10 protein-coding genes and 1 pseudogene are annotated in these 12,919 nt (G+C 44.2%); 7 read left to right on the top strand and 4 right to left on the bottom strand.

Translation table 11 applies throughout. The annotated features are described in order from the left end of the window. Nucleotides 1-136: 136 nt before the first annotated feature. The 5 genes and pseudogenes from AC1DSE_RS18765 to AC1DSE_RS18745 all read left to right on the top strand — a co-directional run bounded on the left by AC1DSE_RS18765 (nt 137) and on the right by AC1DSE_RS18745 (nt 6,291). The gene (locus tag AC1DSE_RS18765) at nt 137-1,051 is read left to right on the top strand and encodes a carbohydrate ABC transporter permease (RefSeq protein WP_477528021.1); all 915 of its coding nucleotides are present in this window, start codon (nt 137-139) and stop codon (nt 1,049-1,051) included. Nucleotides 1,052-1,066: 15 nt separating this feature from the next. Continuing rightward, complete coding sequence (locus AC1DSE_RS18760; protein WP_076271505.1) at nt 1,067-1,882, top strand: carbohydrate ABC transporter permease; 816 nt, start codon at nt 1,067-1,069, stop codon at nt 1,880-1,882. A 17-nt stretch (nt 1,883-1,899) separates the two neighbouring features. Next, on the top strand, nt 1,900-3,933 hold the full coding sequence (locus AC1DSE_RS18755; protein ID WP_477511948.1) for a DUF5107 domain-containing protein: 2,034 nt from the start codon (nt 1,900-1,902) through the stop codon (nt 3,931-3,933). Nucleotides 3,934-4,434: 501 nt separating this feature from the next. Next, a pseudogene (locus tag AC1DSE_RS18750) lies at nt 4,435-5,598 on the top strand (family 8 glycosyl hydrolase); the annotation flags it as partial. Between the two features lie 48 nt (nt 5,599-5,646). Further along, nucleotides 5,647-6,291, top strand: coding sequence for a discoidin domain-containing protein (locus AC1DSE_RS18745; RefSeq protein WP_477511977.1), 645 nt, complete (start codon nt 5,647-5,649; stop codon nt 6,289-6,291). Between the two features lie 65 nt (nt 6,292-6,356). On the opposite strand, the gene AC1DSE_RS18740 is transcribed toward AC1DSE_RS18745, so the two are convergent. Further along, nucleotides 6,357-6,947 carry a TetR/AcrR family transcriptional regulator gene (locus AC1DSE_RS18740; RefSeq protein ID WP_339203870.1) on the bottom strand — a complete coding sequence of 197 codons (591 nt, stop codon included), beginning with the start codon at nt 6,945-6,947 and terminating at the stop codon, nt 6,357-6,359. 52 nt (nt 6,948-6,999) lie between these two features. Continuing rightward, nucleotides 7,000-7,455 (bottom strand): VOC family protein, encoded by a 456-nt coding sequence (locus AC1DSE_RS18735; protein WP_477528020.1) that lies wholly within the window; start codon nt 7,453-7,455, stop codon nt 7,000-7,002. A gap of 223 nt (nt 7,456-7,678) precedes the next feature. Here AC1DSE_RS18735 and AC1DSE_RS18730 point away from each other — a divergent pair, with 223 nt between their 5' ends. Continuing rightward, nucleotides 7,679-8,032 (top strand): PadR family transcriptional regulator, encoded by a 354-nt coding sequence (locus AC1DSE_RS18730; protein ID WP_477511950.1) that lies wholly within the window; start codon nt 7,679-7,681, stop codon nt 8,030-8,032. Next, complete coding sequence (locus tag AC1DSE_RS18725) at nt 8,019-8,570, top strand: DUF2812 domain-containing protein (RefSeq protein WP_477511951.1); 552 nt, start codon at nt 8,019-8,021, stop codon at nt 8,568-8,570. The genes AC1DSE_RS18730 and AC1DSE_RS18725 overlap by 14 nt, the downstream gene beginning before the upstream one ends. Before the next feature lie 63 nt (nt 8,571-8,633). Here the strand turns inward: AC1DSE_RS18725 and AC1DSE_RS18720 are convergent, their stop codons facing one another. Both AC1DSE_RS18720 and AC1DSE_RS18715 read right to left on the bottom strand, forming a co-directional pair. Continuing rightward, on the bottom strand, nt 8,634-10,436 hold the full coding sequence (locus AC1DSE_RS18720) for a glycoside hydrolase family 3 protein (protein ID WP_477511952.1): 1,803 nt from the start codon (nt 10,434-10,436) through the stop codon (nt 8,634-8,636). Nucleotides 10,437-11,224: 788 nt separating this feature from the next. Next, on the bottom strand, nt 11,225-12,919 hold a 1,695-nt coding region (locus AC1DSE_RS18715), incomplete at its 5' end, for a glycoside hydrolase family 3 C-terminal domain-containing protein (protein WP_477528019.1).

The following is a 12,919-nucleotide window of genomic DNA, read 5'->3' as shown; positions in this document are numbered from 1 at the left end:
TGAGTTCAGAAGCCAAAAAGTTTTATGGCACAAAATAACGATAATTAAATACTTCGATCATTGTGCAGCGATCCTTCGGATTGCTGCACAATGACGTTATAACGGATTATGAATCATATCCGGGAGGGAAATTTACATGCAAATTAAAAAACCGATGATTGCCCTTTTCCTTTTGCCGGCGGTACTCATCTATCTTGCAGTCTTTCTATATCCAACGCTTAGAGCTTTGCTGATGAGTTTCTATTCCTTGCCGTCCATATCAAGCAAAATGTCAGAGTGGTCATTTATCGGATTCGAAAATTACACTGACCTGTTCCGCAACAGCTATTTTATGGACTCTGCATGGAATGTATTGAAAATATGGCTGTTTGGCGGCAYCATCACGATTTGCTCCGCCTTCCTATTTGCTGCTATTTTATCATCCGGCGTCCGCGGCAAAACGTTCTGGCGCTCGCTCGTTTATTTGCCGAATACCGTATCTGCAGTCGTGTTATCCGTTATTTGGATTCATTATATATTTAATTCAAGCTATGGCTTCTTAACGAAGCTGTTCCGTTTCCTTGGACTCGATATGCTTGCCGATATTCAGTGGACGAGCGACAGTTATTTGTTCCTCTCCATGCTGCTGGCGTACTGCTTTGGTTCCATTGGCTACTTTATGCTTATCCTTAATGCCGGAATGGACCGTATTCCACGCGACTATTACGAAGCTGCCCTGCTCGAAGGGGCTAATCCATTGCACAAGTTTTTCCGAATCACGCTGCCGCTGCTTCAGGACATATTCCGTATGACGCTCGTTTTATGGACGGTAACAGCCGTGAATTTCTTTGTCTGGTCCGCTACCTTTGGCGGTGCGAGTGAAAGCGTCGCTACGATGACGCCGGGCTACTTTATGTATCTCAAAGTGTTTGGCGACGGCACTTCAGTTTATACGCAGGATGCCTTTAATGTAGGAGCAGGCGCGGCAGTAGGCGTTAGTATTACGATATCAATTCTAATCCTATCCGCCATCATCAATCAGTTCTTCCGTAAAGAACGTCTTGAATATTAAAGATGAGGTGTTAGCATGGTTAATAAAATTCGGTACGTCCCGCTCTATTTGTGGCTGCTGTTCACGATTGTATTGTTCGGCTTCGCCATTCTAGCTTCATTGAGCACAACAAGAGGCATTTTTACAAATTCACTATTTGAGAGCGGCATTCATTTCTCCAATTATATCGATTTATTCAAAACCCAGAAGATGGGACGGTACTTTCTGAACAGTGTTATTTATACCGTTTCAGCTTGCGTCGGTGTTCTCGTATTCGCTGCTCCTGCCGCTTATGTTTTGGGCAGAGTGAAATTTCGCGGCAAAAAAATAGTCAATCTGATGTTTTTATCCGCAATCTCCATCCCTGGCCTGCTCATATCCATCCCGCTTTTTTCATTGTTCGTTGAGCTGAAGCTTACGGGTTCCATTATTACGCTCGTATTAATCTATATTTTCACTAATATTCCGTTTAGCGTATTCCTTCTCACCGGATTTTTCGCTTCCATTCCGAAGGAGTTGGAAGAATCAGCAGCTGTTGACGGCTGCGGCCCTATCCAAACGTTTATCAAAATTATATTGCCCGTTGCCCAGCCTGGCCTCATTACAGTTTCTATTTTCAACTTTATGTCGATATGGAATGAGTATTTGTATGCGCTTATATTTGCTGGTGATCCGAAATATCATACGCTCGCGCTTGCATTGCAATCCATCGTACTCGGCTTTACCAACACAGGAAACTATTCCGGTATCTTTGCAGCATCCATCATCGTATTTTTGCCAACTTTCATTTTGTATTTGTTTATTTCCAAGCGAATTGTTGCAGGCATTACGGTTGGATCAGTAAAAGGATAGAAAGGAGTTCATTCACCATGCGTGTATATCAGTCAACCTTACGGATCGAAGGCTCAAGCATTGGCGGTCAAAATCCGCTGCCGATGTTCCGAAATCGCCAAACACATAGAGAAGTCAGCGATAACGGCACTCTTCCAAGCGAGCTGCGATCGAAGCTAGGATATGAAGCAGGGGAACGTTATTTACCCTATCGAATGCAGGATCGTTATACAAGAGATCGGAAAAATCTATTGCTAGAAACTATCGTGCTCGAAAATGAGCATTTGCAGGCTGTTTTTTTACCTGCTTATGGTGGAAGATTGTATTCTCTTACGGAGAAAAAAACGAATCGCAGCCTTCTCTATACGAATCCGGTGCTGCAGCCTGCCAACCTAGCCATATTGAACGCTTGGTTCTCTGGAGGAATCGAGTGGAATATCGGTCAGCTCGGACATACGTTTACCACATGCTCCCCCGTTCATGCAGCCATTCTGCAAGATGAGAACGGAAACGATTTTCTAAGGCTGTATGATTACGAGCGTTGTAAAAACCTGTTTTGGCAAATTGACTTTCATCTGCCCGCTGGTTCAAACAAGCTCATTCTTTATGTGCGGATCGTTAATGACAATGACAAGTCGGTTCCGATGTACTGGTGGACGAACATCGCTGTAGAGGAAACACCGCAAGCCCGTCTTTTTTCGTCAACAGATGAAGTCATTTATATTGACCATAAAGTGAAAGGATTTGGACTTGGCAAGCTGCCGTATCTGCCGACTGTTCCGGGCAAAGACGTCACCTATCCGCTGAGCTTTCCTTTCTCGAATGAATATTTCTTTCAAACGCCGGCAAGCTGTAATGCGCCTTGGGAGGCTGTCGCTTATGAGGATGGACGATTGTTTTATGAACGCTCCACCTCTCTTCTCCGTTATCGCAAAATGTTTTGCTGGGGAAACCATGCTGGTGGAAGACGATGGTGCGATTATCTTGCTAACCCCGGTGAAGGAAATTACATTGAAATTCAAAGCGGCTTAGCGCCTACGCAGCTGCATGGACTTGATATGCCTGCTCAATCGGAGTGGGATTTCACGCAAGTGATTGGCATGACCGATATTAAAATCGACAAAGCCCATCAACAGGATTGGAATCAGGCGAATCAATACATTCGAGATTGTGTCGATCTTCATATCGATGCCGAAGAAATGGAGAAGCTGCATGAGTCCATGCGAGTTCTCGCACAACAAGCACCTGAGCAAGTCCTTTATACGGGTTCACCATGGGGTGCGCTAGAGCAGCTGCGCCGAGAACTGAAGGAAAATCGAACGATTCCTGAAGGCTTTTATTTTACTAAGCTAAGCACAGAACCAGAAGCCGAGCATAGCGATTGGCTCTCCCTTCTTGAAACAGGAACGCTTCCAGTCCACGACGTGCAAGAAGTGCCGAAAGCATGGATGGTTCAGGATGAGTGGCTTGCCCTGCTTGAAGAGAGCCTTGCGCACCAAGAGAATCAATCATGGAACGCTTATATGCATTTGGGCATCATGCTTTATGAGCGAGGAATGGAGCAGGAAGCTATCGATGCATGGGAGAAATCGATAGACATTCAACCATCCGTATGGGTGTATCGAAACCTAGCAGAAGCGATGAAATATGCCTCGCGAATTGATCTGGCGATTGCCTACTGGAAGAAAGCCTATCTCGTTTCCAACTCGTTCCCTGATCGAGCTTTGGCTGAAGAATATTTAAATTTGCTCATTGCTGACAAACAGTACGAAAAGGCGTGGCAAATGTACAATGCATTGCCTGAAGCCTATTCGAGCAGTGACCGCATTCAAATTATAGTAGGCGTTGCCGCACTTGAGCTTGAACAGGATGCGTTCGTTAAGCAATTGTTCCTTAAGGAATTTGCGGTCATACGTGAAGGTGAAATATTAATCATAGAGCTATGGTATAAATACAATGCCAAGAAGCTTGCACAATCAAGGGATGAATCCTATTCCGAAATACATCTTGAAGAGGCGAAAAATAAATTTCCGCCGCCAACCAACATTGACTTCAGAATCATAGGTGAATAAAAAGATGACGGTGCGTAGTAACGTGCCGTTTTTCTGTGCTTTGAGCATGCTGCCTCGCCCTATTCTGTTCCGTTTTAGGCATAATATAAAAATTGAAATTGGCTGTAGACATATACAAATTTTGTGTGTTACATTGATTAACATAGAGGCATGAACGAAAAACAACTATCAAGAATGGATGGCTAGAAGTAACTTGGTTGATTCTATAGTGTGTCCTGCACCTTTAGTCTCATCTGAATTACTTTTTTATAGGCCTAAAGTTAAAGCGCTTAAACGTTTTTATTTTTTGTGTTTAAATTAAAGCGCTTTAATTTTGTTTAAGCTTGATTACATGCAAAGGAGGCTGCGAATCTGTCGACGGTTATACAACTATAATTTTAGGAGGAGTTTTAATTGCGCACTTTAAAAGCAAACAAAAGTATGATGAAATGGATGGGTCATGTCTTTCTCTGCTCAGCGATGCTTCTAACTTTATTGGGTGCACCCGCTCCACTTCAAACGAAGGTGCATGCTGCAGGAGAGCTTAGACCATTTCCGCAGCAGCTGAGCTATCCTGGCATTATAAAACCTAACCATGTCACTCAGGCAGCTATGAATACAGCAGTTTCGAGTTATTATACTTACTGGAAATCAACCTATCTAAAAAATAACCTCTCCTCATTGCCAGGCGGCTATTATGTCAAAGGGGATATTACAGGAAGCGCTGAAGGTTACGACCCGCTTGGTACTTCAGAGGGGCAAGGCTATGGCATGGTCATCACCGCTTTGATGGCAGGTTTCGATTCAAATGCCAAAACCATTTATGACGGCCTATTCAAAACCGCTAGAGCTTTTAAAAGTTCGGGCAACTCAAATCTTATGGGCTGGGTAGTTGCAGACGCTGCTGGTGCACAAGGACATTTTGGCTCCGCTACCGACGGTGATTTAGACATCGCTTATTCCTTAATACTTGCTGACCGGCAATGGGGATCAGCTGGCACGATTAATTATTTGGCAGAAGCCAAAAAAATGATTACGAACGGTATCAAGGCGAGCAATGTCACGACGAATAACCGCCTGAACCTTGGCGATTGGGATGCTAAGAGTGCATTAAATACCCGTCCCTCCGACTGGATGCTCTCGCATTTAAGAGCTTTTTATGAGGTGACAGGAGATCAAACCTGGTTGAATGTCATTAACAACTTGTACACGGTTTATAGTCAGTTCTCAAGCGCCTATTCAGCTAGCACAGGGCTGATTTCAGATTTTGTTGTCGACAATCCTCCAAAGCCAGCTCCACAAAACTACTTAGATGAATTTCCAGAAACTAACGAATACAATTACAATGCAAGCCGGGTTCCATTAAGAATCGTAATGGACTATGCTTTCTACGGCGACACGAGAGGCCGAGATATTGCTAACAAAATGGCCGTATGGATCAAAGGCGCCACAAGCGGCAATCCGAATAACATTAAAGATGGATATAAACTAAATGGCGGAGTTAGCGGTTCCTACGCAACTGCTGTTTTTGTATCGCCGTTTATTTCAGCAGCAACCACGAGCAGCACGCACCAAGCATGGGTAAATGCTGGATGGGATTGGATGAAAAACAAAAAAGAATCCTATTTCAGCGATTCCTTCAATTTGCTTAATATGTTATTCATTTCAGGAAACTGGTGGATACCAACTGCTGGGGGAACTACGGACACCCAAGCACCTACTGCACCAGCGAATTTGACTGCATCCGCTGCATCAAGCAGCCAAATTAATTTGAACTGGTCAGCTTCTACCGACAATGTTGGCGTATCAGGTTATCAAGTATTTCGCGGCGGCACATTAGTAGGCTCTCCTTCTGGCACGACCTATACTGACACTGGCCTAAACGCTTCCACGTCATATAGTTATACAGTGAAGGCCATTGATGCTGCGGGCAATCTTTCTGCGAGCAGCAATACAGCCAGCGCAACAACGAGTCCGAATTCAACAACAACGAACCTTGCTTTAGGCAGGACCGCTGTAGCAAGCTCAATTGAGGGAACAGGATTTGAAGCTTCCAAAGCGACGGATGGCAATTCGACGACAAGATGGGCGAGTGTTGAAGGAAGCAACAACGAGTGGATTTACGTAGACCTTGGTTCCATTCAAAACGTCAACCGTGTGAAATTAAACTGGGAAGCCGCTTACGGTAAAGGCTATAAAATCCAAGTTTCCACAAATAGTACAACTTGGACAGACGCTTTTACAACGACAACAGGCAATGGAGCCATCGATGATATTACGTTTACATCCAAAAGCGGAAGATATGTAAGAGTGCTTTGCACGGCGCGAGGCACAGCTTACGGATACTCACTTTTTGATTTCGAGGTATACGGCTCTTAATAGGTAAACACACACAAAGCCTGACCGATAACTGTCGGTCAGGCTTTGTTTTGTTTGTCTCTCATTTAACGAAGGCCGTCTAGAAGCTTACGCAGCGTCTGCAAACAATCCTCCATCGCTTCAGCAGCCTCAGCAGTATCCGATATTTGTGCGAGCCAAAGCGCCGCTTCATTCATAGCTCCCGACAACAAATGAGTGGCAGCATCCAGACGAACACCCTTAAGGTAGCCCTGCTGCTGCATCATTTCCAGCTGTTCTAGCAATAATTTCATCGACTGCTGCTCATCCAGAAGCCGCCATTCCTCCCAGCCAAGCACGGCAGGACCATCGATTAGCATGATCCGCCTGTTTTGCGGCTCGATTGCGACAGTCACAAATGCGCGGCATCCCAGACATAATTGCTCCCACAGATCGTCGCTAAGGGAAGCCTCTTCCTCCAGCCGCTGCGCTACTTCAGATTGAACAAGTGAAAGCACCGCTCGGAATAAACCTTTTTTACTGCCAAAATGGTGATACACAGCCCCCCGAGTGACCTCAGCATCTTTGGCTATTTCCTCAAGTGAACTGTCCGCAAATCCGAAAGTGGTAAAATGATGCCTCGCCACTTCCTCTAGCTTATGAATCGTCTCTTCCGTATCTTTTTTCGTTTTCCTCATCCTGTTGCTCCTATTTTCTTAAAAGCTCAGAAGGAGCTTCAAGCAAGCACATTTAATTATCAGCTGCTGCTCCCTCTTGCTGCCACACAGATTGCACATAGTTCATGCTTTCTTGTTCCGAGGGCGGAATAATTGCAATGACATCTATTAATACGCCGCCGGGATCAGAGAGAATAAAATGTCGTTGCCCAAAATCCTCATCGCGAATATCCTGCTCCAAAGACAGCTTCGCGTCAAGGACCAAGCGCTTGTACTCACTATCTACATTATCAACTTCCATGTTAAGAATCAATCCTTCAGCTCTCTTACGATAGCTCGCGGGAACCGTGGAATGACTTGCTGATAGCAGCGCTAATTCATAAAAGCATTGCCCTTCACCCATCTTCCGCAAGCTCACATACCAGTCAGACTCGTACACAACTTCAAAACCAAAGTAACGTTGATAAAAATCAGCACTTTTCGCTACATCCTGTGACATCACAACAGGATAAAAACTGTTCATTTTCAAATGGAAGCTCTCCTTTAGTATTTATAGGATTGAATATAGTTGGATTTTAACATACATACTGTATGTATGTAAATAGCATATGATTTACTCTGCATGTTTAAGTGACTTAACCCAATAATATAAAATTTGACAATTAATCATCAAGCACTTATTATATCCATAACAGATATATCAACAATGGATATATCCATTAAAGATACATCTTTGAAGTGGGGGTGATCTATTGTCTAGAAATAACTCGCTGCAAATGGATCAGTTAACTGATTCTGCCTACTACATATTGCTTGCTCTACTATCGCCAAAACATGGGTACGCAATCATGAAGTATATCGAAGAACTGACGAGCGGTGAGATTAAGATTGGGCCAGCTACTCTCTATACCTTGATCAAGAAATTGCAAGAAACCGACTTTATTGTGCTTAATGAAGACGAAGACGAGCGCCGGAAAACCTACCACGTCACCGAAAAAGGAAGATCTATTATCGCTAGTGAAATCGAGAGAAGACTAAGAATGGCGCAGCACGGTAATGTTGCACTGCAATCTGCGAAGGAGGAATTTAATGATGGAAATGGATAAAAAGACTCGTTATATGGCATCAGCAGGGCTTGCTTTTGCAGAACACAAAGAGATGAACAAGCTAAGCAAACTATCCGAGCAAGGATGGTTTTTAGAAAAATTCTCCTTTTTAGGTTATACACTGCGCAATGGACCCAGCCATAAACTTATTTATTGCCTCGATATACGTCAATTACAAGAGAACGAACTAAACAATTATAGAGAAATATTCGAAGCTGGCGGTTGGAACCATGTATGCTCATCAGGCGATCTTCATGTTTTTTCGGCGGAACCAGGAACAGAACCCATATACACAGATCGAACATCGACGTTTGAGAAATATTCAAGAACACTTAATTTGTACAAAATGGCTTCATTTATCTTGTTGGTTTTAACGATTGGCATTATCGGACTGCTTTATTTATCTGCTGAAGTATGGCAGAATTTCATTATTCAAAATGCCGCTGCAGTAGGTTTGGTATTTTTCTCTATTTTACTAGTCCCGTCAATTATGATGTTTGTGGCCTATTCCCTCCGAGTAAACAAGCTTAAAAGCTAGAATGGAATTGCTATACGGAGAAATGACCTTTCGGAAATTAAGAAGGTCATTTCTTATGTCAGGCTAGCGATAGCTCAAGCCAAAGTTTCTTGAGTATTCGTTATTTAAGGTCACAGGCAGCTTCCCTTGTGGCTTGGAACCAAATATGACCTTCACAGCAGCCTCCCACGATATCGGAATCGGTGTTATCCAGTACCAATTATCAAGCGCATAGGTTGAAATATATGCCTTCACGTTCTGATATCCCAAAATATCGCTTGGGTTTCCAAGGGAGACAGCTGCTACCGGCTTTCCAGTTGCAAGTAATCCGTTCACCAGATCCACTTGCCCTTGTGGTATTTGCTGATCCGACTTTGTAAACACAATAATTCGATCTGCATTTTCAGCCTTCTCGACCGCCTTCTTAACCGCTGACTTTGTAGCATCTAACACTGCTCCCGCAGCTTCTGCTGCCTGATAAGAAATGACTTTGCCTTTGCTTATTTGCCTAACTGCTTCTGCAATCTGATCCGCATAAGCCATACTTACGACAAGCGTTGTCTGATTTGCTTCCGCATCAAATGGAAGGACATTGTCATTTTTGATGAGCGTTATGGAATCCAGTGCCATTCGCTCAGATAACTCACGGTGTTCTTTTTTCCCCACTACTTGGCTCACATGATTAATGTCTACCAAACGATGCTCAAACATCTCTAGCTTGAATTTATAGGTTAGTATCCGTTCCACCGATTCATCCACTCGGCTTCTCTCGAGCTTGCCAGCCTGCAATGCTTCATAAAGGGACTCCAACGTATCGAATTGATCAGCTTCAGAGCCATTTGCCATGACGATATCTGCTCCCGCATTGATGGCCATAACCACCGCTTCACCCGCTCCCCAATTGTCGGATATCGCTTGCATCACCATAGCATCTGTGACAATGATCCCTTTAAAACCCATTTCATTTCTCAACAATCCTGTAAGAACTTTCTTTGAGAGTGTCGCAGGAAGTTCAGCATCAATTGCTTCAATAATAATATGTGAAGTCATAATAGATTCGATTCCTTGGTCGATTACTGCTTGAAATGGAGGGAGATGCACGGTCCGCAGCACTTCTTCGCTGTAAGACACTTTGGATAACGACATATGAGTATCAAAACCTGTATCCCCATGCCCTGGAAAATGCTTGGCGCTGGATATCATTCCTTCGCTTTGATAACCCCTCACCTCTGCAACAGCCATATCGCTTACAAGCTTCGTGTCTTCTCCAAAAGACCGAACACCAATCACTGGGTTCATCAGGTTCGAATTGACATCAACGACCGGCGAGAAACTCCAGTGAAAACCCATTGCTTCGGATTCAACAGCCGTCAAGCGCGCAGCTTGTTCCGCATAATCCACATTTTGTGTAGCTCCAATTGCCATCTGTCTTGGCAATACCGTTGCCTCATCAGGTACTCTTTGAGCTGCGCCATATTCCAAATCGCCAGAAATAAATAGAGGGATACCTAATCTAGATTCAGATGCCAGTTGCTGGAGCGCATTAGTAAACCGGGCAGTATCGGCAGCAGAATTCATTCGTCGATTCAAGAGGGCACTCCCTACACCGTATTCCTTGATCATTTTATTTGAGAACGAATCTGCTTGACCCGTAGGTGTATACATTACAAGCTGGCCTATCTTTTCCTTGTCCGTCATTTGACTTACAAGCTGTTTAGCTTTGCTCGCATTGGATATCTCTTTGTCTGTAGATTCCGAAGGTGATGGTTTTTGAACCGTTTCGGGTTCATTACTCTTTTTTTGGAAGTCAATCGGTGTTATTACGAATATTAGAGCTATGGCGATAACCATTACAAATGCAAATAACATAACTGATCGCTTCTTCATCGTTACCTTCCTTTGCTTATTCATTTCGGATGATATGAGTTAATGCTTCCCATATGTTCCGAATAAATCCCCCTTCATTCACATTTCTTGCCTAGTGTAGCACGACCATTTTTAGGAGAACAATATTGGAAAACCATTATTTATTATAGTTATCCACGCTTTTAAATCTGCTCAAAAAACAACACTCCTAGCCATTTGTTGACTTGGAGTGTGCTTATTTTACTAGAATTGCTGGTGGTATTATCGCGTGATGACTATACAAAACCTCCATAAATGACAGCTGGTGAAGCATGACTTCAATCAAATCTATAAACCTCCAACTGCTTTGAAAAACGTTGTCAGACTACAACTAACGAACCCAGAAGTGCTTATTTAAAGCATTCGTAGTGGAATAAAATTGTAACGAACTCCAGAAACGTTATTTCGAGAAAAACAGCTCATAAGACCCTGTAAAACTTGTAATAGCGCCAATAAGGTTCGTTAAAATCTGAGAACAATCGTTTTCTGCATAATAAGCATGATACAGTTCCTTAGAGAGTCGACTTGGGGCTGACTAGAGCAAATCGATTTTTGCATCGCAGCTTGCCAAAGGTAAAACTAGTGCTTAGCTTGCTCTCGCTTGCCCATAATCGGTTTAAGCAAACAATCATTCACCAAATAAAAAAATAACGGTAAAGGGACAGCCCTTCACCGCTATTTTTTTCATGTTCTATAATATCTCTGCTCAAAGCGAGCGCTCACTCTGGCGAATTCACTACTACTGCTGGAACAGCATCCCCTGTTCACATTTATTCTACTGTGATTGCACCGATCAAGCCCTTCTCGGAATGAGGACCAACCATCAGCTGGAAAATGCCAGGCTCAACCGACAAACGGTCATCTGCTCCTATGATGGCAAGCTCCGAAGGGGTTACCGAGAATGTCACCGTCTTCATCTCACCGGCACTTAAGCTCACCTTGGCAAAACCTTTTAGTTTTTTGAGAGGCTGTGTTACGCTTGCCGCTGCATCACGAATGTACAGCTGCACCACTTCTTCACCCGTAACGCTGCCTGTATTCGTAACATTTACAGTAACAGATACGGAATCCGAGCTGCTTATGCGAGCTGAGCTCACGACTAGATTGTCATATTCAAAGTCGGTATAGCTCAGACCGTACCCGAACGGATATAATGCTTGCACTGGAGCATCGATATATCTTGAAGAATACACGCCTCCTGGAGGACGTCCTGTGTTCTTCCTGTAATAATAAAGCGGGATTTGTCCTACACTCCGCGGGAATGTTGCTGTCAGCTTGCCGCTTGGGTTATAGTCACCAAACAAGACATCAGCTATTGCATTGCCGCTTTGAATACCTAAGTGCCATGCTTCTACAATTGCTGTTGCCGTGTCATCCAGCCAAACGGTTGTCAGCGGACGGCCATTGAACAATACAACGATAACCGGCTTGCCCAGCTGTATTGCTGCTTCAACGAGCTCACGCTGCTTACCCGGCAAGTCCAGTTCTGATCTGGAGTTTCCTTCACCGCTCATCGTCAGACTTTCGCCTACTGCAATAATAGCAGCATCCGCCCCAGCAACTGCTGCCAGCGCCTGTTCAAAGCCGCTCTCGTCTTCACTTTCAATGCCGCAGCCTTCCGCATATAGCAGCTGTGTGTCTGGCGATACTTTCGCCTTAATGCCATCAAGCAGTGAAACGACATCATCCACATTGCCGTCGGCCGCCCAGCAACCAAGCGGGTCTTTCGTGTTCGTTGCCATCGGTCCAATAACAGCCAGCGTTTTCAGCTGCTTAGAAAGAGGCAGTATACGATTATCATTTTTAAGCAGAACGATAGACTCTCTTGCTGCCTCGCGCGCCAATGACACATGCTCCTCTGACAAAATAACACTTTGGCTTCGTTCTGGATTTACGTATGCATTCTCGAACAATCCTAGTTTCATCTTTACAGCTAAAATTCTGCCTACAGCGGCGTCGATCAGACTCTCGGCAACCCGTCCCTCTTGAACGAGCTTCGGCAAGTATTTGTAGAATATGCCTGAATGCATATCCATATCCGTACCCGCTTTAATCGCAATTTCACACGCTTCCTCCGCGTCTCGGGCAACACCATGAGTGATTAATTCGCCTAGAGCATTGTAATCACTAACGATGACGCCTTCAAAGCCCCATTCCTCACGCAAAATTGTCGTAAGCAAATAACGGTTGGCACATGCAGGAATGCCATTCAATTCATTAAAGGATGCCATAATGCTAAGCGCTCCAGCTTCAACCGCTTTACGAAACGGCGGCAAAATAACTTCACGCAGCACGCGGTCCGAGACGTCTACCGTATTATAATCCCTGCCCGCTTCCGCAAATCCATATCCGGCAAAATGTTTAGGACAGCTCGCTACAGAGAGGCTTTCGCTTGAAGCATCATCGAGCTCGGCGCCCTCAACCCACGCTTTTGCCATAATCTCGCCTACATAAGGGTCTTCTCC

This window comes from Paenibacillus sp. 01L418, from assembly GCF_056400045.1.
The sequence above is the reverse complement of the archived record's forward strand: the minus strand, read 5'-3'. Positions and strand labels throughout refer to the sequence as shown.

Coding starts and splice junctions, on each gene's coding strand:
- AC1DSE_RS18760 (WP_076271505.1), top strand. CDS start 1,067: ATGGTTAATAAAATTCGGTACGTCCCGCTCTATTTGTGGCTGCTGTTC.
- AC1DSE_RS18755 (WP_477511948.1), top strand. CDS start 1,900: ATGCGTGTATATCAGTCAACCTTACGGATCGAAGGCTCAAGCATTGGC.
- AC1DSE_RS18740 (WP_339203870.1), bottom strand. CDS start 6,947: ATGAGGAAAACGAAAAAAGATACGGAAGAGACGATTCATAAGCTAGAG.
- AC1DSE_RS18725 (WP_477511951.1), top strand. CDS start 8,019: ATGGAAATGGATAAAAAGACTCGTTATATGGCATCAGCAGGGCTTGCT.
- AC1DSE_RS18720 (WP_477511952.1), bottom strand. CDS start 10,436: ATGAAGAAGCGATCAGTTATGTTATTTGCATTTGTAATGGTTATCGCC.